25 protein-coding genes and 2 pseudogenes are annotated in these 22,127 nt (G+C 67.7%); 17 read left to right on the plus strand and 10 right to left on the minus strand.

The features are described from left to right. Positions 1-898: 898 nt before the first annotated feature. Complete coding sequence (locus OG912_RS24895; RefSeq protein ID WP_443061018.1) at positions 899-2,164, minus strand: IS701 family transposase; 1,266 nt, start codon at positions 2,162-2,164, stop codon at positions 899-901. A 646-nt stretch (positions 2,165-2,810) separates the two neighbouring features. On the opposite strand from OG912_RS24895, the gene OG912_RS24900 reads away from it, so the two are divergent. Further along, positions 2,811-3,110 (plus strand): transposase, encoded by a 300-nt coding sequence (locus OG912_RS24900; protein WP_327711312.1) that lies wholly within the window; start codon positions 2,811-2,813, stop codon positions 3,108-3,110. 117 nt (positions 3,111-3,227) lie between these two features. Here the strand turns inward: OG912_RS24900 and OG912_RS24905 are convergent, their stop codons facing one another. Further along, complete coding sequence (locus tag OG912_RS24905) at positions 3,228-3,617, minus strand: hypothetical protein (protein WP_327711313.1); 390 nt, start codon at positions 3,615-3,617, stop codon at positions 3,228-3,230. 92 nt (positions 3,618-3,709) lie between these two features. Here OG912_RS24905 and OG912_RS24910 point away from each other — a divergent pair, with 92 nt between their 5' ends. The 4 genes from OG912_RS24910 (at position 3,710) to OG912_RS24925 (ending at position 6,580) form a co-directional block, all read left to right on the plus strand. Further along, entirely contained in the window at positions 3,710-4,369 is a 660-nt protein-coding gene (locus OG912_RS24910) for a hypothetical protein (protein WP_327711314.1), read from the plus strand. Between the two features lie 159 nt (positions 4,370-4,528). After that, a complete protein-coding gene (locus tag OG912_RS24915; RefSeq protein WP_327711315.1) occupies positions 4,529-5,293 on the plus strand; it encodes a hypothetical protein in 765 nt (254 codons plus the stop codon). A gap of 73 nt (positions 5,294-5,366) precedes the next feature. After that, positions 5,367-5,711 (plus strand): hypothetical protein, encoded by a 345-nt coding sequence (locus OG912_RS24920; protein WP_327711316.1) that lies wholly within the window; start codon positions 5,367-5,369, stop codon positions 5,709-5,711. Positions 5,712-6,061: 350 nt separating this feature from the next. Next, complete coding sequence (locus OG912_RS24925) at positions 6,062-6,580, plus strand: hypothetical protein (protein WP_327711317.1); 519 nt, start codon at positions 6,062-6,064, stop codon at positions 6,578-6,580. A 219-nt stretch (positions 6,581-6,799) separates the two neighbouring features. Here the strand turns inward: OG912_RS24925 and OG912_RS24930 are convergent, their stop codons facing one another. Then, positions 6,800-7,414, minus strand: coding sequence for a pentapeptide repeat-containing protein (locus OG912_RS24930; RefSeq protein ID WP_327711318.1), 615 nt, complete (start codon positions 7,412-7,414; stop codon positions 6,800-6,802). Positions 7,415-7,800: 386 nt separating this feature from the next. After that, positions 7,801-7,932: pseudogene (locus OG912_RS24935) on the minus strand (type I restriction endonuclease subunit M); the annotation flags it as partial. A gap of 195 nt (positions 7,933-8,127) precedes the next feature. Here OG912_RS24935 and OG912_RS40085 point away from each other — a divergent pair. After that, positions 8,128-8,259, plus strand: a pseudogene (locus OG912_RS40085) (Imm32 family immunity protein); the annotation flags it as partial. Between the two features lie 171 nt (positions 8,260-8,430). On the opposite strand, the gene OG912_RS24945 reads toward OG912_RS40085, so the two are convergent. Both OG912_RS24945 and OG912_RS24950 read right to left on the minus strand, forming a co-directional pair. Then, on the minus strand, positions 8,431-9,063 hold the full coding sequence (locus tag OG912_RS24945; protein ID WP_327711320.1) for a DUF4328 domain-containing protein: 633 nt from the start codon (positions 9,061-9,063) through the stop codon (positions 8,431-8,433). Positions 9,064-9,339: 276 nt separating this feature from the next. Next, the gene (locus OG912_RS24950) at positions 9,340-9,720 is read right to left on the minus strand and encodes an FKBP-type peptidyl-prolyl cis-trans isomerase (protein WP_327711321.1); all 381 of its coding nucleotides are present in this window, start codon (positions 9,718-9,720) and stop codon (positions 9,340-9,342) included. Between the two features lie 430 nt (positions 9,721-10,150). Here OG912_RS24950 and OG912_RS24955 point away from each other — a divergent pair, with 430 nt between their 5' ends. Next, positions 10,151-10,474, plus strand: a complete 324-nt coding sequence (locus OG912_RS24955) for a hypothetical protein (protein WP_327711322.1) — start codon at positions 10,151-10,153, stop codon at positions 10,472-10,474. A 148-nt stretch (positions 10,475-10,622) separates the two neighbouring features. Here the strand turns inward: OG912_RS24955 and OG912_RS24960 are convergent, their stop codons facing one another. Then, positions 10,623-11,276: a DUF6357 family protein gene (locus OG912_RS24960; RefSeq protein WP_327711323.1), complete on the minus strand. Its 654-nt coding sequence runs from the start codon at positions 11,274-11,276 to the stop codon at positions 10,623-10,625. Between the two features lie 311 nt (positions 11,277-11,587). On the opposite strand from OG912_RS24960, the gene OG912_RS24965 reads away from it, so the two are divergent. Beyond that, entirely contained in the window at positions 11,588-12,091 is a 504-nt protein-coding gene (locus OG912_RS24965) for a GNAT family N-acetyltransferase (RefSeq protein ID WP_327711324.1), read from the plus strand. A gap of 11 nt (positions 12,092-12,102) precedes the next feature. Here the strand turns inward: OG912_RS24965 and OG912_RS24970 are convergent, their stop codons facing one another. Continuing rightward, entirely contained in the window at positions 12,103-12,687 is a 585-nt protein-coding gene (locus OG912_RS24970; protein ID WP_327711325.1) for a helix-turn-helix domain-containing protein, read from the minus strand. 116 nt (positions 12,688-12,803) lie between these two features. On the opposite strand from OG912_RS24970, the gene OG912_RS24975 reads away from it, so the two are divergent. The 4 genes from OG912_RS24975 (at position 12,804) to OG912_RS24990 (ending at position 16,544) form a co-directional block, all read left to right on the plus strand. Continuing rightward, positions 12,804-13,640 (plus strand): EamA family transporter, encoded by an 837-nt coding sequence (locus tag OG912_RS24975; RefSeq protein WP_326740590.1) that lies wholly within the window; start codon positions 12,804-12,806, stop codon positions 13,638-13,640. A gap of 132 nt (positions 13,641-13,772) precedes the next feature. Then, positions 13,773-14,480 (plus strand): B3/B4 domain-containing protein, encoded by a 708-nt coding sequence (locus OG912_RS24980; protein ID WP_327711326.1) that lies wholly within the window; start codon positions 13,773-13,775, stop codon positions 14,478-14,480. Positions 14,481-14,591: 111 nt separating this feature from the next. Beyond that, positions 14,592-15,257 (plus strand): hypothetical protein, encoded by a 666-nt coding sequence (locus OG912_RS24985; protein ID WP_327711327.1) that lies wholly within the window; start codon positions 14,592-14,594, stop codon positions 15,255-15,257. Positions 15,258-15,311: 54 nt separating this feature from the next. Beyond that, positions 15,312-16,544: an MFS transporter gene (locus OG912_RS24990; RefSeq protein ID WP_327711328.1), complete on the plus strand. Its 1,233-nt coding sequence runs from the start codon at positions 15,312-15,314 to the stop codon at positions 16,542-16,544. Here OG912_RS24990 and OG912_RS24995 read toward each other — a convergent pair. Next, positions 16,477-17,889 (minus strand): MFS transporter, encoded by a 1,413-nt coding sequence (locus OG912_RS24995; RefSeq protein WP_327711329.1) that lies wholly within the window; start codon positions 17,887-17,889, stop codon positions 16,477-16,479. The genes OG912_RS24990 and OG912_RS24995 overlap by 68 nt on opposite strands. A 471-nt stretch (positions 17,890-18,360) precedes the next feature. Here OG912_RS24995 and OG912_RS25000 point away from each other — a divergent pair, with 471 nt between their 5' ends. From OG912_RS25000 to OG912_RS25020, 5 genes are all read left to right on the plus strand, one after another. Continuing rightward, entirely contained in the window at positions 18,361-18,801 is a 441-nt protein-coding gene (locus tag OG912_RS25000) for a DUF7144 family membrane protein (protein ID WP_326735967.1), read from the plus strand. Beyond that, on the plus strand, positions 18,801-19,004 hold the full coding sequence (locus tag OG912_RS25005; protein WP_327711330.1) for a hypothetical protein: 204 nt from the start codon (positions 18,801-18,803) through the stop codon (positions 19,002-19,004). The genes OG912_RS25000 and OG912_RS25005 overlap by 1 nt, the downstream gene beginning before the upstream one ends. A 36-nt stretch (positions 19,005-19,040) precedes the next feature. Next, positions 19,041-20,411 carry a DUF1254 domain-containing protein gene (locus OG912_RS25010; RefSeq protein ID WP_327711331.1) on the plus strand — a complete coding sequence of 457 codons (1,371 nt, stop codon included), beginning with the start codon at positions 19,041-19,043 and terminating at the stop codon, positions 20,409-20,411. After that, on the plus strand, positions 20,404-21,084 hold the full coding sequence (locus OG912_RS25015) for a GAP family protein (protein WP_327711332.1): 681 nt from the start codon (positions 20,404-20,406) through the stop codon (positions 21,082-21,084). Before OG912_RS25010 ends, OG912_RS25015 begins: the two co-directional genes overlap by 8 nt. Positions 21,085-21,211: 127 nt before the next feature. After that, on the plus strand, positions 21,212-21,436 hold the full coding sequence (locus OG912_RS25020) for a DUF2277 domain-containing protein (RefSeq protein ID WP_327711333.1): 225 nt from the start codon (positions 21,212-21,214) through the stop codon (positions 21,434-21,436). On the opposite strand, the gene OG912_RS25025 is transcribed toward OG912_RS25020, so the two are convergent. After that, on the minus strand, positions 21,423-22,091 hold the full coding sequence (locus OG912_RS25025; protein ID WP_327711334.1) for a DedA family protein: 669 nt from the start codon (positions 22,089-22,091) through the stop codon (positions 21,423-21,425). The genes OG912_RS25020 and OG912_RS25025 overlap by 14 nt on opposite strands. Positions 22,092-22,127: the final 36 nt, after the last annotated feature.

Genomic DNA, 22,127 nt, shown 5'->3' on the forward strand with positions numbered 1-22,127 from the left:
TCTTGAGCCAAGCGCGCGTGCGCGCCACTGGCGAACCCGGAGACGGGGGGCGAAATCCGCCCATTCGGTGAGTGCGCGGCGAGGTTGAGCGATCGTCGAACGCCGCCGTACAGCACCGAAATACCGCAACTGTGCCGACCGTGCGTGTCCGTCAGTACCCGTTGTCATTGCTCTGACGAGGGCGGGAGTCTTCAGCGACCTTGAGGCCGGTAGTTAGCTTCGAGGGGCTCACCAGCTCGCAGCAGGTTCACTTTGCACCATGTGGCCGGATCGCTCCCTTGCCCCCGCTTCGTGCGCCTGTCACACAGTTGATAGGTGGACGAGCGGGGAGGGGGACGCTGCATGATTGCGTCAGGGGAGAACTGGGCCAGGCCTTCGGTTTGGGCGGCGAAACGGTTCGGGCAACAGGCCGGCAGGATCGCTGCTGCCGTTCCGGTGCAGTTGGCTCGGGCTCACGCGCAGGCTCATGCCACGCACCTCACGGCCGGGTTAAAGAAGCGAAGCCCATACGGCTCCACCCTCGCGGAAGCTGTGCGCGAAAATCTGGCTGACACGGCACGGCAATTGAGCGAGTCCGTGCGGGACGTGCGCGGGTACGAGTATGCGGTGATCAACGATCATGCACTGTTCCCTTTCAGGTACGCGAACAGACCCAGGCCTCTTGATCGCGCTCGGTTGCCTTCGAACGCATCCCCCACGCGCCGTCGGCTGTTTCGGGCGCACGGGCCGCAGTCGCCGGAAGGACTGTTCGATCTCGATGACGACCTGACGACGGAGGAGTACCTAGTAGTGCTTGGTCATGTTGGTGCGGGGTCTGGCATGTCGCGGTGACAGGTGGGGCAGGCGCCGGTCCAGGTCGCGAGGAGTGTCTGCAGTTCGCGGACGACTCGGTAGAGGCTCAGGCCGGCGCCGTCTCTTTTGGGGATCGGTTCAGTCGCTGGAGGGTGCAGAAGGCGTGGGCGACCGAGACGAGGGTGACGTGGTGGTGCCAGCCTGGCCAGGTCCGGCCTTCGAAGTGGGCCAGGCCCAGGGCCTGTTTCATCTCCCGGTAGTCGTTCTCGATGCGCCAGCGGAGCTTCGCGGTGCGCACGAGGACGGGCAGCGGGGTGGTCTCTGGCAGGTTGGAGAGCCAGAACTGGACGGGTTCGTCCTGGTCGGCGGGCCATTCGGCCAGCAGCCAGCGGACCGGAAGCTCGGCGGTGGCCGCGGCCATGCGGATCTCACGTCCGGCGGGCCGGATCCGCAGGGCCACGAAGCGCGAGTACATGCGCTTGAACCCGCTGCGGCCGCTGCCCGGCCGTGATCCCTCCCTCCACTGCACCGGCCGCGCGGAGGATTTGCCGGCCGCGATGACCAGGCTCTTCACTCGCTGGGCCGGCTCGGGGTAAGCAAGAATCGGCCGCGGGCCCCGGCCGGAGTAGGCCGGGGTGCATGGCTGTGCGTCCTCGGGTTGCGCGGTGGTCGTGGTCGAGATGCCCACCACGTAGTCGAGACCTCGTTCTTCCAGGCCGAGCCGGAAGGCGGCGGTGTCCCCGTAGCCGCCGTCGGCGATGACCTGGGGCACCTCGATGCCCCAGGACCGCGTCTCATCGATCATGTCGAGGGCCAGCTGCCACTTCTCGACATGCCCCACCTGGGCAGGGATGGCGCACTTGTCACGACGGGCCACCTTGGCCTGGTCGGCCTTTGGCGAGGCAGGATCCCAGCTCCCGGGCAGGAACAGCCGCCAGTTCACCGCCGCCGAGGCGCCGTTGGAAGCCAAGTGGAGCGAGACTCCGGCCTGGCAGTTGGTGACCTTGCCCGCCGTGCCGGTGTACTGCCGGGTCACGCATGCCGAGGCGTCCCCGTCCTTGAGGAAGCCGGTGTCATCGATGACCAGGGCGGTGGGTTTGATGACCGGCTGCATGCGCCAGGCCAGCCGGGCCCGCACATGCGCCGCATCCCACGGACTGGAGGTGACGAAGTGGGCCAGCGCCTGCCGGTTCCCGTCCTCGCCCAGGCGGGCGGCCATCGGCTCCACCGACTTGCGCCCGCCGTCCAGCAGCAGGCCCCGCAGATAGACCCCGCCCCACCGACGCTGATCCGCCCGCGCGAACGGCTCGAACATCTCCGCCGCGAAGTCCTCCAGATCACACCGGACCGCAGCCAACTCCTCACTCAGCACACCCGGTCAACGACACCACCGATCAAGAAGACACGCCATCACAAACCGCACATGACCAAGCCCTACTAGGACTGCACGAAGCCTTTGAGGAGCTCGGGGCCTCCACGAAGCTCGTCTGCTTCTTTTTCACGGCCGACGCGGAAAACGGCATTCACGCGATCTATTGGGGAGAGGCACACCTCGAACCTGACCGCACCTTCACGTGGCCCCACAGCGAACAGCTGCCGGTCGCTCCCCAGCCGCTTGTGTGAGAGCCCGGGCGGGCGCGCGACCCACTGGAGCCCTGCCCGCCTCCGGACCTGATCGGCTGACATCCACGTGGTAGATCAACGGCGGCGGACGCAGGCAACCTTGAGCACATTTTGTGACCGGTGGCTCCGCAAGCTTCCACGGAGGAGGCCACCGGTGATCGAACTTGCAAGACAGGTGTCGGCGACGATGCGCGTGCCAGATCCGTGCCAGATTGAGCGGTCAGCCGCGGTCAGCCGCGGTCAATTGGGGCGTAAGGCGGTGCAGGCACGCGCTGACAGGCTTGGCCCCGCTGTACGGCTGATGACCAGCCAAGACCGTCCTGGGGCCTTGACCCCTGATGTTGAACACACGAGAAACTGGATCCTGAGGATCTGAGAACGGACATCTCGTGGTCATGAAGAACTACCCGCCACAGTTCAAGGCGGACGCGGTCGCGCTGTACGAGTCACGGCCGGAAGCGACGATCAGGTCGGTCGCAGCCGATCTGGGGATCAACCCGGAGACGCTGCGGAACTGGGTGAGGGCGGGCGGGGTGAGCCGTCCCCGGGGACGTCGGACGCAGGAACCGGCCCTGCCGCCGGCCCAGTTGGAGGCCGAGAACGCCGCCCTGCGGAAGAAGGTCCGCGAGCTGGAGGAGGAACGCGAGATCCTGCGCAAAGCGGCGAAGTATTTCGCCGGGGAGACGCCCTGGTGAACCGCTTCCAGTGTGTCGCCGAGGTTGGGGGTTTCTTGCTGGCCAGGGACCAGGAGACTGGGGCTCGTGGCGGTGCCAGATGAGGTAGCGGTCCTCCCGGCGCAGTTCGGCCGAGCCTCATTCGATGCGCATCACGCCTTGGCTGATGGAGCACGCGTAGGCGACCAGGACGAGGCGCACGTCCTCTGGTAGGAGATTGAGGTCGGGGTGCACCTCCAGCTCATCGGACCCATCGAAGTCCAAGCCGAAGGCCTGCTGCATCGGTGCTGGGCCATGTCGGCGAATCAGATCCGAGCGGAAGCCGGTAGCGCGACGTAGGCGCGCGGCTGTGACGGCGACATCGTTCTTCGCGTAGCAATACGGGTAGATCGGGTGGTCGCGAAAGATCGTCAGTGGTCGACTCTGTAAGCGCACCGGAGTGGCATCCGAGAGCGAGGCCACAGCCAGTTCCTCGTACTGGGCGGCGTACAGCCCGTGTCCATAGGCCTCCAAGGTCTGGGTGCGCACGCTCGCGTGACCGCTGTGAGCTCTGGCATGTGCCCGGACCAACGAAGGTAGATTTCTGTACCACAGGTGATCACCGTAGAGGTAGGGCGACGATGAAAACGGATGCAGCGACAGCCAAGCAAGTAACGGCGGATTGGGCCCGTGCCTTCGTCGGCTTCGACATCTGGCGTCCTTTGTGGCTGTTGCGCAGGGTTGGGCCCTTGGTTCAGGGAATCACTCTTGATCGTTCCACTTCGGGTGATGCCTATTTCCCGACCGCGCACATTCACGCATTGACACGGCCGTTCCCAGTCGTCTCTCTGGCCCTTGGTCAACGCTTGGCGTCGAGCTCGGGGGTGCAGGAATCCATCAGGTTTACCGAGCATGCGGAGGAATATCTCGACGCCGCCCGGCGCCTCGCTGGCCAGGCGCGATTGAGTCTCGATGCTCCGCCTACCGTCGGAGAGGTCGTCACTGAACTGCGCGCTTCCGCGATAGCCCAGCACGGTATGGGCCGGCCCGCAGTAGGGGAGGTTGAAGACAGCATCCTCATCCCGTCGGCGAGTGGGGACAGGGACCTGGCAGAGGAAGGGCTGCAACTTGCTCGAGACCTGGTGAAGAAGTGGCCTAAGCACAGGCTTCCCCTGGACTGGGTCGGCGAGAAGGCATGGATCGCTTCCTTGAGCATGGAAGCGGACAATGCCGAGGGTCTGCGAGCCGTTATTGAAAGCCAGGTCAAGGCGCACAAGTTGGCGAAAATCCGCCAGAGCTGAGGTTTCGGCACAGGGACCTCAGACAGCGCACCCACCCGAGTTGTCTCGGGACGAAGAAGTCATCCGTACAGCGGCTCTGTACGCAGGCTGTGCGACCAGCGGGGTTTGGTAGATGCAGGGTCGGCGACTCGCACTCGCCGACCCTGACATACTCGCGCCGTGACGTTCCCCCAGGAGGCAACCGAGCCTCTCGACCCTGCAGAAGCACTGGCCAGCACAGCATGGAGCGTCCTGGACCATGCCTATGGGACAGCGGAGGACGTACCGCAGATTCTGCTGGATCTGATGCACACCGAACTGCGTGTGAGGTCGCAGGCGTTGAGCCGTCTTCATCACGTCGTGCACCACCAGAACACCCTGTACACCGCCACAGCACCGGCCGCCGTGTACGTGGCGGGCATCCTCGGTGACGCCCGGACCCTTGAGGCCGTCGACAAAGAGCGTCACGCGTTCCCCGGACCGATGCGTGTCGAGTTGCTGGGGTGGGTCGACTCCGTCGCCAATGCCGCAGGCGACGCGGCCGCGGCCACCATGCGGCGTTTCGGGTTTCCTCCGGAGGAGTACCCGCCGTTCGTCGCGATCTGCCGGATTCGGCCGCAGCTGTTCCATGCCGTCTCCGCGTTCCTCGAGGAACGCGACCCCGACGTACGTGCAGCAGCCATTTCTGCCTGTATCCCGCTACTGGACGATCCCCGTCTGATTCACCACCGAGACATCTTGATCCCCATGCTGCGCGACAGCTTGGCCACGAGCACGCTTCGGCAGTACCGGGCGAGGGCGATCGACGCGTTGGATGCGTGGGGCCAGAACACCACTGGGTTGGAGGTCCGGCAGGAGCGGTACACGTTCTGTGACGCCGAGCACCAGCCTCAGGCTCGGGCGGCCGAGGCGCAGGCTGGGGACGACGCGGCTTTCCCCTGCTGAAGGCTTCCCGGTTGGCCGTCTCAGATGCCCGGGCCGGAGCCTGGCTGTCAGAGCTCGGTGGGAGGGTGTTGCCATGCAGAACGCGCTCTATGACTCGCCGGAAGAGACTCCGGAACATGCCGTGATCGCTCGCTTCCAGCTGGGCGGCGACGACTTCGGTGAACCTGACCAGAGGTCATTGGTCTTCGAAGCCGAGCGGTCCATCGGGGCCGCGGTCGCAGCGGCTGGTGTGGGTGAGGTCGACGGCAATGAGTTCGGCGGGGGAGAAGCTGTTATCTACGCCTATGGTCCTGACGCCGAAGATTTGTTCCGGGTGATGGAGCCTGGATTGCGCATGCTCCCGTTTCGGCCGGCACATGTCGTGCTGCGCTATGGGGAGCCCGGTGACGACGTGGTGAGCGATCGCGTTGAGCTATAGGCGCGCGTGCCGGATACGTGCCAGATCGGGCGGTCAGCCGCGGTCACTTGGGGAACGTCACGGCGTCCGCGGCTGGTAGAAGCCGTTGTAACGCATAGACGGACTGCGCTGTTGTGATGGCTCAGGCACCGGTGCCAGGCATGCAAAGCAGATGTCGGCGGTTCGAAACCGTCCGCACCCACAGTAGGAAACCGCAGGTGCGAACCCGAAATTGCCTCCTGGTCCACACGGACTGGGAGGCAATTTCTGTGGCCGAAGCCGCTCCGCCGGCTTGCTGTCGAAGGGTTTCAGTTAACCCCGATCGGACTACTAAATCGTCGTTTCGAGCATTTCCTGTGTTTCACTCAGGCATGGACTGGACGACGATTGGCACAGTAGTGGCAGCGGTGGCTGCAGTGGTGGCCGCATCAATTTCACTTGCGCTGTTTCTGGCGAGTCGAAGGCAAGAAAGGCGCAGTGTTGAGAATGACAAGCGAAATCTGTTTCTTTCGCTAAATGAGCAGCTTATGCAGCCGGATCTTCAGCGAGGTAGGGACATCCTCCGTCGACGGGTAAATAGTAAGAGAGATGCCGAGGTCATGTATCGCCGAAAGCGGGATGATCACTGGGCTGTATCGCAGGCCGTGGCAATGTTCGACTTATTGGGGCTGTATGTCAGTCGTGAATACGTGGATAGGGACTTGGTGGTGGCGGAGTGGGGGGAGATGCTTGCCCTTTCCTATGATGGGCATGGAGATTATTTCATTGAAGCCAGGGAGTCGAAACTCAAATGGAAACCCTATCCGCATTATGCCAAATTGGCGGGAGAAGTGATCGCGGAGAGAGGGCTTCAAGGGCTCCCAGAGGCCGGAGTGGCGAGGTTTGCATGATCCGGTAGAGCGTCGGTCAGACGACGCCATGACGTCCATAGCTGACATCAACGGAAGCGGATCGCGACAGCCCTGAATGGGAGCCGGAGGCTTCGAGGGGCAGAGAGTGCCCATCGGTGGCGGTGTTGTGGCCGAACCTACAAGGCGGGTGTCCGGCGATGCTGCGCGTGCCGGATGGCGACAGGCCCTCGCTGGCGGCGGCTTCGGGGTCGTGCCGATTCAGTCAGCTGTCCAATCCGGGCATGGCCCATCAGTGCCCCATCCCTTGACGGGCGTGCCCTGGTCGTCGTTCCGAGGCATGGGGGTGGTCTGCATTTTGAGGTTTCTGAACCCCTGGAAGCGGCTGGGCGGCCAGCATGTATTCGTGTTCACCTGCGCTTCGTGTACGGACTTGACATGGGCCATGTCCGCACGGCCGAGATTGCTACCGAGTAGCAGAGCCTTGGAGAGGTCGGCCTTTCCGAAAATAGCGGTCTCCAGATCGGCGTTGGTGAAGTCAGCGCCACGCAGGTTGGCGCCGTCAAATCTTGCGCCCAGAAGCTCGGTGTCACGGAAGCTCACGCCATGCAGGTCGAGGTTGCGGAAGTCGGCGTCCTTCAACCTCTTGCCGGCGAAATGCATGCCTTCCAGTGACCGCTTCCCGGGGGTGAACCCAGGGATACTTTCGGCAATTTCTACATTGGCGCGCCAGGCTGCTCGCTCCTGCGCGGCGACGAATCCCCTCTCCAGGAACAGCACGCTCAGACCGACAGCGAAGCCCGTAATCAGACCACCGCCGATGCCGGAAAGAACTTCAACGCGTGCGGTCGTTCCTTCTGGGCCCTTCTTGGCCATGCGCCATCCGTAAGTCGCGAGCGCGATTCCTACGATGACCAGGCACACTACGGCTGTCAAATGCAGGGGGCCGATACCATCGATGATTCTCCCTCCAGTGATCCGCTGAGGCACCTTGATCAATCACCGCAAACGACCGCCCCGCAACGGGCCAATCGGATGACTGATCGGCGGTCACCGCAGCACGGCAGGACGGGCGCTCCCGTGCGCTCCTGGTTGGCCAGGGCGCCTCCAGGCCGGGCAATCAAGGGCGGCCGGTCCTTTATCGCTTTGAACGCGCATGTTGGCGGGGTTCGGACAGGCCGGCTGAATCTGTCGATGCCCGTGGGTATCCGCGTCTCCTCGACGTGCAGCAACGGACGCCGTCGCTGTTCGAACCGGCAGTGCAGCCTCGCGCAGTAGGCCGCCCGGGCTTCTTCGTCGATCTGCATCTCGTGTTCGGCGCGCAGCCCGGTCCGGCCGTCGAGGCCCTCGCGCAGGATGTCGGCGTGCCCGGTGTGCCGGATGGACTCGTTGAGCTGAGGACATGGGGAGTCGGATCAGGCGGCGGAGGTCGCGCGCATGATCGCGACGATTGCGGCAGAGACCCGCTCGGCCTGGACGTACCGGGAGTTGGTCACTCCGGAACGGGTGATCCGGATGGGAGGGAGGGAGGGGATCGGGGCGAGTGCTGGGTTGGGGCTGGCGACGAAGGCCCGCTGTAGCGTGACCGCATGGATGAACCCAGGATCAAGGTGTACGGCTCGGGCACCGAGATCACTGTCGCAGCGAACGCCGCCGGCCTGCGGGACCTGGCCGAGCGGCTCGTCAGACTCTCCGACCCCGAACTCCGAGACGGCTACCACGAGCATCTTGAGAGTGGCATCAACCTCGAGGACGGATCGATCAGCCTGATCCTGGAACGCGACGACGACCTGCAGGGCTCCCGCCCATGGGAATCCTTGTCACGGCTGCCCATGTTCCCGTGTGCCCGGCATCGGCCCCTCCCCCTCAGCCCAACTCTCGCCGAACTGGGCTTAGTTGCATCCCCGGAGGCCCTCCCTCTGCATCGTGGCAAGCCGCCGCACCACGCCGATGCACAGAACCCCTGCGACGACATACAGCGCGGCCCCGGCCATGCCTGTCGTCAGTGGGCCTCGGGAGGGGGAGGGATAGGCGAGAAGCTGCGCCGCCACGAAGACCAGCCACCACGAGGTCAGCAGTCCACCGGGGCGCCGCGGGCGGTCGGGTGGAGAGCTGGCAGCCCAGATGTCATTGAGGATCCGCTTGGGGAGAAAGAAGCAGGCGACGGGGATCAGCCACGCGCCTGTGGTCCAGCCGCGCTTCATCCGGTGTCCACCGGGCGCCAGCGCCTCGGCGTTCACCCGCATCTGCCACAGCCAGCGGAGGAAGACGAATCCGGTCAGCAGGAAGGCGAACAGCACCATACCGGTCAGGTTGTCGACCCACGTCTCGCTCCCGGAGGCGGCATGCGAGCCGTCAGGTGCGCGGTAGAGACGCAGCTGAGCGACCAGCAACGCGGCGTTCAGCAGCACACAGGCTCCGAGCGCGGCCACGACTGCGGCCGTCATCGCGGTCGGTACGAAGAGCGGTTCGCCATCAGGCGATGACACGGGACGGGACGCGGCAATGGCGTCGTTGTGAGTCACGCGGCCAGAAACTACTGCGGAGGTCGGCGTTCAGTCCAGCACGAACGGATACCGACGCGGGTATCGGGCTCCGGCTCCGGCGGATGTGGGACGGGGGTACCAACCTCTACTGCGAGGCGCACGCCTTGGTCCCGCTGGAGCAATCACTGGCCCAACGGCTCACCGACTGGTTGCACGGCACCATGCCGGAGGGGCCCTACCCGAACCGCGAGCCGGTCGTCAGGGACTGCCGTGCACGAAGGGTTCCGGGCGGGAGAGGCTGCGTAGCGGAAGGCCTCAGACTGCGACGGAGAGCAGGTCCACCACGAAGACGAGTGTCGAGCCCGCCGGGATCAGCGGCGAGGGTGACTGCTTGCCGTAGCCGAGGCGCGGGGGAACGATGATCTCGCGGCGGCCGCCGACCTTCATCCCTCTGATCCCGCGGTCCCAGCCCTTGATGACCTTCCCGCCGCCCACGGCGAACTTGAACGCCCGGCCCCGATCCCAGGAGCTGTCGAACTCTCTTTCGGACTCGAAGGTGACCCCGACGTAGTGAACCTGGACAACCCTGCCCGGCTTCGCCTCAAGCCCGTCCCCGACAAGGAGGTCGCGGATGGTCAGCTCGGTGGGAGCGTCGCCCTCCGGAAGGTCGATCTCGGGCTTCGTCGGTTCGCTCATTGCCGCCTCATTCGCTCGCCGCCGGACGCTCTCGTGCAGACCGGCCAGGCACATGGTCACTCCATGCAGTAGATCACCATGCTGCCGTGAAGCTGATCGCCTGGAGTGCAGGGATGCGGGTGCCAAGCAGTGGGCCGGCGGACGCGACGAGTCCGAGCCGGCGCACGGGCAGCACGCGCGCCGGATGACCGTGAGCGCCGACGGCGATGTCGCCGTCGCAGTCGCCCCCGTCCAGCAGCGGGCCGGATCTCAGGGAGCGATAGACTTCGATGCTGTAACGGAGTAGCGGGGGAGCGTTGTCTCTGTCTCTTGAGCGACAGAACGGTCTCGACGGTTTCGTCTCCGTCGTTGCCGGCAGCACGGGGCGGAATTATTTTGCACGTGTGGCGATAGATGTGCGGCATGGAATGTTTACGCGAAGGGGTCGCTCGTGAAGCTTGCTGTCATTGTTTCCGTCATTCTCGTCGTGGGCGCCATCGTCGGCATTGGCCGCCTCTTCGTTCGTGACCACAAGATCGAGACGCATGGGCGGGACATCAAGGCTCAGGTGGAAGACATCCGCCATGTCGGCACAAATGACGGCGGGTCCTTCGAAATAGCGTATCGACTCTCCTGGCGCGAGGGTGATGCGAGGAGAACCGTGGACGGCCGGGATACCGTACTCGCCTCCCGCATGCCGCAGTTGCAGAAGGGCTGTGAGGTCGATATCAAGTACCTTGACGATGCCCATATTCTGTTTGTCTTCAACGCGTAGCTGTCGTCGGCTCGTTGACGGGTGCTCTGTTCTGCTGTCATGACAGATTTCCGGTGGTGCGGCAGATTGTGGGCCCGGCTCCGTGCACCTCGGAATCGCGGCGTCGACCGGACTGAGTACTGCTGGCAGCCCCGTCCCGAACCAGCCGTCATGACCACCGTTCGAATTCGACATCGAGGCGCGTGTCGGTGCGCACCCACACTTCGCCCTCAGCGGCCTCGGCCGGGGCGTCGACTCGTTCGATCCCGAGGGATTCGATCAACTTGAGCAGTTCGGCTCGTTCCGCTCGGTCATCGCCGACATCATGCGAGTCGAAGAAGACGTAGTACTGGTCGCTCGGGTCCACGTAGCCCGAGTCCGCCCAGATTCGGGCTACTTCTTGGATTGCCGCGGCTTCGGTCGTGAACGTGGCGGCGCGTGCAGCACCGCGGGTCTCCGGTGACGCGTCGAGGTCGGCGAGGTCCGAGAACCACTGGCCGAAGCGGTCGAGGCCGGCATATCCGTTCTCGAAGAACAGCATCGCGCTCGGCAGATAGCGGTTGGCCCTGTCGACCTGGAGGTATTCCGAACGAGGTTGGTCCGCCGCTTCGATCCGGGCGATCACACCTTGACCGGGCATGAGCACCAGGCTTTGGCCCGCCGGTTCATCTTCGATGGTGTAGGTATCGGAATCCCGGCCCCGGAAGAACGCGGAGAATGCAACGTAGGCTTCCTGGGCGTCGCGTACGGATACCTGCTGGTCGTTGCCGTCACCGACAACGAAGACGAACTGTTTCGGTCCGGGGCTGTAAGGGCGAGCCATAGGTGTCCTTCGCTCAATGTGACAACGCCGCCAGCGTAGTTGAACCCGAGTGGACAGACCTGCCGTTCATCGCCGATGCATTGCCGGAAGAACTGGCAGATCTGTGAGTCGGCCGGCGCGAGCCACTCGCCCGACGGCGGGCACCTCGAAGGAGCAGACCGGTCGCTGCCTTGCGCCGGATGCCTGCCGTCCCCGGCCGCCGACGATGCCGTTCAGTGCAAAACGTTGCGGGGCAGTTCATACCTTCACGGAACGGGCAACGGGGAAGCGAGTGCTGGATCGGCGGTGAGCCGTGAGGCAGGGTGGGGGCCATGTCTACGTACGAGACGATGCCGTTCCACCTCGAAACCGAGCGGCTGATACTGCGGCCGTGGGCCGATTCGGATGCTGTCGAGTTCAGCGCCCTCCTCTCCGAACGAGGCAAGGGGACGCCCACGGTGGAGCGCACCCGGACGTCCATCGCGAAGCTGCTCGCCGAGACGGAGACGACGGGGTTCGCCCTGTTGCCCATCCAGCGCCGTGACGAAGGCGACTTCATCGGCTATTGCGGGTTGATCATCGGCCGCTCCACCGTCGAGGAGCCCGAGATCGCGTATGAGCTGTTCCAGCGCGCGCATGGGTACGGATATGCCACCGAGGCGGCCGGTGCCGTGCTCGATGCCGCTGTGGCGACTGGGCGGAAACGGCTCTGGTCGACCGTCGGCGCGTGGAACACACCGTCGTTCCGCGTCCTTGAGAAGCTCGGGTTCGAGCGGGATCACGTGTCCGTGGAGGACAGTGGTGAAGTGGTGTGGCTCACGCGCTCGTTGCCGTGAGGCGGGCGCCGTCAGGCGGCCGGTCCCGGGCCCGGCGGCAGGTGGACCGTCATGATCAGGTGGCAGGTCCCGGTGCCGGTGCCGCGGTAGGTGTGGGGGGCGTCGCCGTCGAAGGCCGCCGTCTGGCCGGCTTCGACGAGGTGCTCGGTGCCGTCCACGACAAGCGTCATGCGGCCGGACGTCACGCTGACCGTTTCCACCACCCCGGCCTGGTGCGGGTGGCTGGGGTACTCCTCGTCCGGTTCCAGCCGCCAGCGCCAGACCTCGACCGGGGCCGCGCCCGAGGTCGTCAGCATGAGCCGGGCCTCGCTGCCCCGGGATCCCGTCCACAGAGGGGTCACGGCGTCGGCCGTCACGACGCGGACGCGGCCTTCCGCCGGACCTTCCATCAGTGCGGACACCGAGATGCCCAGGGTGTCGGCCAGGCGGACCAGGGTGGCGAAGTTGGGGTTGCCCTGGGCCTTCTCCAGGCCCACCAGCGCACCCTTGCTGACCTGTGCGCGCCGGCCGAGCTCGTCCAGGGACAGGCCCGCACGGGTGCGTGCCGCTCTGACGTTGTGCGCGAGTGTGCGCAGGGCTGTGTCTGTCTCGGCCATCCGATCACCATCCTTGCGAAGACCACTGGAATGCACCGCTCGGTCGTTTGGTTGACACCGGACGGTCGGTTCGTTGTACCTTTGAGTCGTTCCATTGAATGGTAAGGGATGTGCACGTGATTGCTCTGCTGCTGGCCCTGGGCAGCTCGCTCGCCTATGGCTGCGCCGATTTCCTCGGCGGCCTCGGGGCCCGCAAGGCCCATGTCCTGCGCACCGTGATGATTGCCGCCCCGGCTTCCCTCGTGGTCGAGCTCCTGCTGTGGCCCATCCTCGGCGCCTCGTTCAGTGCCGAGACCCTGGGCTGGGGCGCCGCGTCCGGTGTCGCGTCGGCCGCCGCGTTCACGCTGCTCTACCGGACGCTGGCGATCGGCCCGATGAATGTGCTGTCACCCGTGACAGCGCTGGTGTCCGCCATGCTGCCCGTGGGCGTCGGCCTGGTGCAGGGGGAGCGCCTGGGCGCCGCCGGGCTGGTGGGGCTGCCGCTCGCGCTGGCCGCTGTCGTGCTGGTCAGTGCCGGGCACGGCTCGGGATCGGTGCGGCCCTCGCGTACGGCGCTGCTGCTGGCACTCGGTGCGGGTGCCGCCATCGCCCTCCAGCTGGTCTTCCTGCACCAGGCGCCGTCCGACAGCGGGGTCGCCCCGCTGATCATCGGCAGGGCGGTGTCCTCGGCCGTCACGCTGGGTGCCGCCGGGCTGATGTTCCGCCGGCTGGGATCCGAGCGGCCCGCCTACGCGATGTCCGCCACCGCCGGTGTGCTGGACTCGGTCGCCAACCTGCTCTTCCTGCTCGCCGCCCGCAGCGGGGACCTCGCGGTCGTCGCCGTCATCACCGCGCTCTACCCGGCCGGCACCGTCCTGCTCGCCCGCAGCGTGCTGGCCGAACGCATCCACCGCGGCCAGATCGTCGGGCTCACCGCCGCCGCCGCTGCCGTCGGCCTCCTCGCCCTCGCCTGAGCCCTCACCCGACGCGGGAAGGGCTTCGACGCCCCCACCGCGGACCGGCAGCGCCGCCGCATGGGCCGTATCGGCCCGTGGAGGGCCTGACTCCCGCCGCTGTTGTACGTACGAAGGAACGGAGCCCCGCTCATGACCGATTTCCGCCTTGCCCCCGCTGTCGCCGACGCCTTCCCCGACACCCTCGTCGCCGTGGTCACCGCCACCGGCCTGCGTGGCCGCGAGGACTGGCCCGACACGGCCGTCGCGCTGGAGGAACTGGAGCGGCAACTCGCCGACGGGGCCTGGCAGCCCGCCGACGAGACCGACCCCCGTATCGAGGCGTGGCACACCGCCTACCGCTCCTTCGGTACCAACCCCCGGCGCATCCGCCCCAGCGTCGACGCGCTCGGCAGGCGCCTCGCCAAGAAGGGGGCGCTGCCCCGGATCAACCCGCCCGTCGACTCCTACAACGCCGTCTCCGTTCGTCACGGACTGCCCGCAGGGGCCTTCGACCTCGGCCAGGTCACCGGCGACGTCGACATCCGCTACGCGGACGGCAGCGAGGAGTTCACCCCGCTCGGCGAACCCGACACCGTCGAGAATCCCAAGCCCGGCGAGATCATCTACGCGGACACCGGCGGCGTCCTGACCCGGCACTGGAACCACCGCGATGCCCACCGCACCCGCGTCACCGAGGACTCCACCCACGTCGCCTTCATCCTCGAAACGCTCCATGCCACCCGCGACGGTCACCTCCTGAAGGCCGCAGCACTGGAACTGCGGGAGCTGCTTGCCCCGCACGCCCAGCAGACGGCTGTGCATCATCTCGGCCCGGCGCGGTCCCGGATCACCGTGTGAGGGCTGCCGCCGGTCGGGAGCGTCCCCCTCTCGTGGCCGCTGTGCGATTGGTGTGGCGGGTCATGATCGCCGGATGACAGCAACGTGCGGTGCAGGGAGCACAATTGCCTCATGGATCCCCATGGCAGGGCACGGGCGCTGCAGGGCCCCGACGAGCTGCGGAGACTCTTCTCGCTCGTCCTGGACCAGGTCCATCCCGACGCGCTGGGCCTCGCATACCGGTTGGTCGGGACCGGGGCCGCGCTGGCGCAGGGAGTTCCGCTGCCTGCGGGTGACGTGGACATCCTGGTCGGCCGCCGGGGCGACGTCGACAGATTCGCAGCCGGGCTGTCCGGGTTTCCGTGTCTGGACGCACCGGGCTGGCTGCCCGAAGCGCGACAGTACTTCGCGCGGTTCAGGGTCGACGGGACCGATGTGGAGATCAGTACGGTCGAGTGGCCGGCCCACACCGATACGTTCGAGTGCACGGGGCGCGGCCCCTGGGAGCACTGTGTACGCGTCGGGTTCGGCAGTCACGTCGTTCCGGTCGTCCGCCTGGAGTTGAGGCTGGTCTCCGAGCTGGTCCGGAACCGTCCCGACCGGATTGCTCCCCTGATCGAGCACATGCGGGTGCACGGCGCCGATCTTCCTCTCCTGCGGAGGGCCATGAGCGAGCGTGAGGTCGAGCCGAAGCTGCAGGCCCGTGTCATGGAACAACTTCCCCTACTCTGTCCGGCATGCATCAGGCACCAGGGCACGACCGACGGCTCATCTCGCAGCGGCGGCGCCGGGTGTTGACGGTGCCACCCGGGCGCCCTGCCGTGAGCGTGAGGGGACTGGGGGCGCGGGTCGATGACCGCCGATCAGCGTGAGCGCGCGGCGCTGCCCGCCGAGTCCCCTCTGCGCATCCCTGCCTTCCGGCGGTTCCTGCTGGCTCATCTGGTCTCGGCCACGGGGTCGGCGATGGCACCCGTCGCGCTGGCGTTCGCCGTGATCGGGCAGGGCGGGGGAGCCCGGTCGCTCGGGATCGTGCTCACCGCGAACACCGTGCCGACCCTGGTCCTCCTCCTGATGGGCGGCGTGCTCGCGGACCGCATGTCCCGCAGCCGCATTCTCTTTCTGGGGAACCTCGGTGCCGGCGCCGCCCAGGCGGCCGTCGCCCTGCTGGTCGCGACCGGGACGGCGACGACCTTCGCGATCAGTGTCTGCGCCTGCCTCTCGGGGGTGTCGGCCGCCTTCATCGCGCCTGCCGCTCAGGGGATCGCGGCCCGGCTCGTACCGATGGAACAGCTTCAGCAGGCCAACGCGCTGGTCCGGGTGCCCGGCAACGCGGTCAAGGTCATCGGTCCGGTCATCGGCGGGTTCGTCGTCTCGTTCACCGGGCCCGCCTGGGCGCTCGGGTGGGACGCGGCCACCTTCGCCGTTGCCGCCCTTCTCCTGCTCGGGCTCCGGCTTGCCGGGGCCGTCCCCTCCGGTGACGGTGTCGTGGGCGATCTCCGTACCGGCTGGGCCGGGTTCCGCTCCCGGAGCTGGCTCTGGAGCTACACCGCCGCCGGGACCGCTGTCGTGGCGGCCTGGCTGGCCGGCTACCAGCTGCTCGGTCCGCTCGTGGCCGACCACAGCTACTCCGGTGCCCGCTCCTGGGGGCTCGTGCAGGGCTCCTTCGCCGCCGGGCTGCTCGTCGGTACGGTCGTATGCCTCCTCTGGAAGCCGCAACGGCTGATGCTGGTCTGTGTCGTGACGAGTTCGGGCATCATGCTGCCGCTGGCGGCTCTCGGGCTGGAACTGCCCCTGATCTGGGTGCTGGTGACCGCCGTCGTCGCAGGCATCGGACTGGACGTGTCCATCGTCTCCTGGTCCACGATCATGCAGCAGCAGGTATCCGACGGGGAGTTGGGGCGCCTCAGTGCGTTCAACCACGTCGGTGAGCGCATCGCCATCCCGGGGGCGTACCTGCTGGTCGCGGTGGCCTCGGCGCACTGGAGCAGCCGGCAGATTCTTCTGGTGTGTGCGGGGGTCATCCTCGTCGCCTCCCTTGCCAACGCGTGCGTGCGCGACGTGTACCGGATTCGGCGGGCGGGCTGAACTCCATCTGGAGGAGCTCCGGAGTCGTACGGGCGCTGTCCGCGCGTGGGCGGCAGACGTCCGGCGGTTCCGTCCGCTGTTCGTACGGAAGGTGTCTGCCCAGTCGTGCCAGCGGGGAGAACGCCATGAACAGCGGGGACAGCGAGAGGGCGACGGCGGTCACCAGCAGACTCGTACGCAGTCCCCAGTGGCCCGCCAGGAAGCCGCCCAGCAGTGAACCCACCGGGGTCAGGCCCATGCCGGCGAAGTTGATCGTCGCCACCACCCGGCCCTGTATCCCTACGGGTGTGATGGCCTGCCGCACGGCCATGATCGTCACGTTGACCAACTGGCCGAAGGTGCCGAAGAGGAAGTTGACGCCGATGAGTGCGGGGAGTGTGACGGCCGCCGAACCGTGCAGCGCCGGTACGCACAGCATCACACCGTCCGCGATCACCGCCGATGCCACCAGCACCTTGCCGTACCCGAACCTCCCCGGCAGCCTCGCCGCCAGCAGCGACCCCACGACCGCGCCCGGGCCCATCGCGGCGAGTGCCAGGCCGACGGCCGTGCCCGACAGGTGCAGGCCGCGCGGGAGGTACAGCAGATAGACGGTCATCAGGGCGGCGAACCAGAACTGGAAGAGTGCCGAGGCCACACCCACCGCCCGCAGAGAGGCGTTGCCGGCCACGAAGCGGAGGCCCTCGTGGATCTGCTGCCGGATGCGGGCCGGGCCGTCGCTGCCCGCCGGGACCGGTTCGCGCCTGCGGATCCGCCGGATCGACACGGACGACAGCGCGAAGAAGAACGCGCCGGGTACGACGGCGACCGGCCCCGGGAACAGCGACACCAGCAGACCACCGAGTGCGGGACCGCCGATCTGCGCCGCTGATCTGCTGCCCTCCAGCGCGCTGTTGCCCTGCATCAGCCGGTCGCGTGCCACCAGCCGTACGAGCGAGGCCTGGTACGCCACGTCGAAGAACACACTCAGTACGCCGACGAGCAGCGCGACCACGAGCAGTACGGGCAGCCCGAGGAGGCCCAGCAGATACGCGGCGGGGATCACCGCCAGCGCGAATGCCCGTCCGCAGTCCGCCGCCACCATCACCGTACGGGCGCGCCGACGGTCGACCCACGCGCCCGCGAAGAGTGAGAGCAGCAGGATCGGTGCCTGCTCCACCGCACGCAGGACCCCGAGTTGACCGGAACCCGCGTGCAGCGACACCACGGCGAGGAGCGGCAGGACGACCTGGGTGGACTGCGCCCCGAACTGTGACGCGGTCTGGCCCACCCACAGCCTGCGGAAGTCGGCATCCCGCCACAGGCTCGGCCGAGCCCCGGCCCGGCTGCTCCCGGCCGCCTTCATCGCGCGGCCCGGATGAGGCGTACGAACAGGCCTTCATGCCTGGCCTCGGGCGGAGTTGGCGTGGGGATGGTTCGGGTGTGTGACACCGGTTGCACTGGGATCCCTTGACCTGCGGAGCGGAAGACAATGCTCGCCGGCCGGGGCACGGGAGAGTGCACCGGCGGTTCGGGCGAGAAGGCTCGCTGTGCCGCAGATCAGAGGCGGCACGCGATGACGGGTCGATCACGACCTACGACGTCAGCGCGTGCTCGGGCGACCGGGCATCTCCACTCCTGACTGAAGGATCAGACTGTGGGCGAAGACTAGCCGTCCGGGCCCGTGCAGGGGGAGGCGTTTTCCGCCCCTCACATGGTGCGCGCGCAGTTGCCCCGGTCCCGGATCCGCTCACCCGTATGGCCGCGTCCGAGTGGCCGCGCCCGAACGTGCCGAGCAGGGTCGGTCTGACGTAGCCCCACCGGCCTAGGAGTTCTCATGGCACAGACCGCGCCCACGCCGGGCAACTCGTCCTCGTCCCCGTCCCACCCCGGGGGCATCAACCCCTGGGCGGCCGGCGGGATCATGTTCGCCGGTGTTCTGCTGATGGTCGACGGGGTGCTGGGGGCGATCAAGGGCATCGCCGGAATCGCCTCCGACGACGTCTACGCGCGGATCAACAACTACGTCTTCGAGTTCAACGTGACGACCTGGGGATGGATCCACCTCATCCTCGGCATCATCATCGCCGTCGTCGGCTGGGGCATCCTCAAGGGCTCCGTCTGGGCGCGCGGCGCAGGTGTGGGGCTGGCGGCGCTCAACATGATCGCCAACTTCATGTGGCTGCCCTACCAGCCGATCTGGGCCGTCGTCTCCCTCGCGATCGACACCTTCGTGATCTGGGCCCTGTGCACCGACCGCTCGAAGGCGGTCATTTGATGGGCGCCGGCAACGGCGCCGGCCCGGCGGTGGCTCCCACCGCCGGGCCGGCGCGTGCGACAGCGTCGGGCCGGCGCGTGCGACAGCGGCGGATGCCCGCGCCCGACGGGCCCTTCTCCATCGCGGTCCGTGTGTACGGGCCCGAACCGTCCGTCCTGGACGGCGGCCGGGCCATGCCGAAGCTCGCCGTGCGCGACCACTGAACTCGTCGTGCACGACCTTTGAAGGGGAGGTTCTCCATGCCTGAGGAGCACACGAACGAGCTCGTCGAGCTGGCTGCCGAGGCGTACGTCTACGGGTACCCGCTCGTCTTCGACCTGTCGATGGTCGAGACGTGTCTGCACAAGGGGTTCGGCAGCCTGCCGGCCGCGCCCTTCAACCAGTTCTCCCACTCCGACCGGCTCGCCGACGCCGAGGCACACTTCGTGTCCGTCAACAACGACACCGTGTACTCCATCGCCCAGCTCGACCTCTCCGGCGGACCGGTCCTGCTGCACGTCCCGGACACCGACGGGGCCTACTACGTCCTCCAGTTCGTCGACGCCTGGTCCAACAACTTCGCCTACGTCGGCCGCCGGGCCACCGGGACGGAGGCGGGCGACTGGCTCGTCGTGCCGCCCGGCTGGGCAGGCACCGCGCCCGAAGACGTGCGCGGGGTGATCGACGCCCCCACCACGGTCGTCACCATCGTCGGCCGCAACGCCTGTGACGGCCCCGACGACCTGGAGCGGCGGGTCCGCGCGCTCCAGGAACAGCTCACCCTCACCCACCTCGAACCGGGCGAGCACCGCACCGGTCTGCCCGCCCCCGATGCCGGGGTGCCGGCGGAGCTCCGCTTCTTCGAGCAGCTCAGGGTATGGATGGCCGACTTCCCGCCGTCCGCCGCGGACCGGGCCTATCAGGACCGGTTCCAGCCGCTGGGGCTCCTGGAAGAGGGGCCTTCGCCGTATGTCCCGGCCGGTTCCGCTCTCGTACGCGCCCTGACCGAGGGACTGGCCCTGGGCAAGGAACGGGTGGAGGCGGCCAGCCGGTCGGGGGCCGGGGACGGGGGCGGTGGGGGGTGGTCGATGAATCCTCACCTCTTCGACTACAACCTGGACTGGTTCGGCGTCGGGACCATCGACTCGCCGGAGTGGAAGATCGCGGACCGGGAGGCCTCCTACCCGGCCAGGGCCGCGGCGGCTCGCGTCGGGCTGTGGGGGAACCACGGCTACGAGGCCGTGTACGCGCAGACCTTCCACGACGCCGCCGGTGCGCCGCTCAGCGGTGCGCACCGCTACGAGCTCCGCTTCGAGGAGTCGCCGCCGGTCGACGCGTTCTGGTCCGTGACCATGTACGACACCCCGGACTACTTCCTCGTCGCCAATCCGGCGGGGCGGTACTCGATCGGGGACCGTACGCCCGGAATCGTGCGCGCCGACGACGGGTCGCTGACCATTCACATCAGCCGGGAGCGGCCGGCCGACCCGGCCGAGGCGGCGAACTGGCTGCCGGCGCCCGAAGGGGAGTTCCGGCCCATGCTCAGGCTGTACATGCCGCAGCGGGCGATTCTGGACGGGAAGTACGAGATCCCCGCCGTCCGCCGGGTCGGCGAGGCCGGTCGTGGGTGACGCGATCGGGCAGATGCTGGCGTCCGCCGTCGGCATCGCCATCAGCCCGCTGCCGCTGATCGCCGTCATCCTCATGCTCGCGACCCCGCGCGGCCGGTCCAACGGCATCGCGTTCGCGCTCGCCTGGACGGTGTCGCTCGCCGTCCTGGTCACGGTGGTCGTGCTCGCGAGCTCGGGGGCCGACGCCTCCGAGGGCGACGAGGGCCCCGCCACCTGGACCCTGTGGCTGAAACTGGGGCTGGGCGCGCTGTTCGTGCTGATGGCGGCCAAGCAGTGGAAGGGACGGCCGAGGGAGGGGCAGGACGCCGAGCAGCCCAAGTGGATGCAGGCGATCGACGGGTTCACCCCTGGCAAGTCGGCGGGGCTGGCGGCCGTGCTGGCCGTCGCCAATCCGAAGAACCTGGTGCTGGCGGTCGGCGGTGCGGTCTCCATCGCCTCCAGCACGGCGGACACGGGCGGGAAGACCGTCGCCGGTGTGCTGATGGTGGTCGTCGCGTCGCTCTGCACCACGCTGCCGCTGGCCGTCTACCTCTTCGGAGGGAAGCGGTCCGCGAAGGTGCTGGGGGACTGGAAGACCTGGATGGGCCGGCACAATGCCGCGATCATGACGACGGTGCTCGTCGTCCTCGGCGCCAAGTACATCGGCGACGCGATCAGCGGGCTGGCCGGCTGACGCGGCCGGGTCCGGGGCCGGGGTGCGCCGGGGACGGGCGTGCCGGGGAAGGGGTGCGCCGTGGCCGGTGGGCCGGGGCGCACCCGCGGCACGGGACGTTGTCAGTGGTGCGGTCCACACTGGAGACATGTGCCGCAGTATCAAGACCCTTCGTCCGCCGGCCCTCCCCGAAGAGGCGACCGAGGAGGACATCCGCGCCGCCGCCCTGCAGTTCGTCCGCAAGGTGTCCGGCTTCCGCGCCCCGGCCGCGCACAACAGGGAGGTCTTCGACCAGGCAGTCGACGAGATCGCCGAAGCGACGGCCAGACTGCTGGACGGTCTGGAAGTGCGGGGTGGTGTCAGGACGCCGTAGGGACCGGGGCGGAGGCGGCGGCCGCGGCTGCCGCGGGGCGCTTCATCAGGAGTGCGGCGAACGCCCCCGCGACGAACAGGGCCAGGACCGAGAGGGCCGTGCCCAGCCAGCTCGCGCCGAGCCAGTGTGCGCCGAAGTAGCCGAGGCCCACGCTGTAGGCGGCCCAGGCCACGCCTGCAACGGCGGACCAGGGCAGGAATTCCTTCACGTCGCGGTGCGAGGCACCCGCGCCCAGCGAGACGACCGACCGCCCGGCCGGTGCGAAGCGTGCGATGACCACGAGGGCCCCGCCGCCGCGGCTCAGGGCGGCGCCGAGACGTTCCTGCGCCGAGGTGAGACGGCGCGACCGGGCGATGGCGCGGTCCAGGCGCTCGCCGCCGCGCCAGGCCAGCCGGTACGCGACGAGGTCGCCGAGGACCGAGGCGGTGGCCGCGCAGAGGATGAGGGCCAGGACCGAGGGGACCTCGGTCACGTGACGGGCCGCGCCCGCGGCGTCGGCCGCCACGCCGGTGGTGCCCGCGGCGGCGGCCGTGGCGGCCGTGATCACGAGGACCCCGCTCGGCAGCACGGGGAGGAAGACGTCCAGCAGCACGGAGAGGGCGACCACGACGTAGATCCATGGGCTGCCGGTCAGCGCACCCACACTCTCGAGCACCTTCTACTCCCCGATTCGTAACAACGCCGCGACGTC

Origin of the sequence: Streptomyces sp. NBC_00464 (genome assembly GCF_036013915.1) — a bacterium.
Taxonomy (GTDB): Bacteria; Actinomycetota; Actinomycetes; order Streptomycetales; family Streptomycetaceae; genus Streptomyces.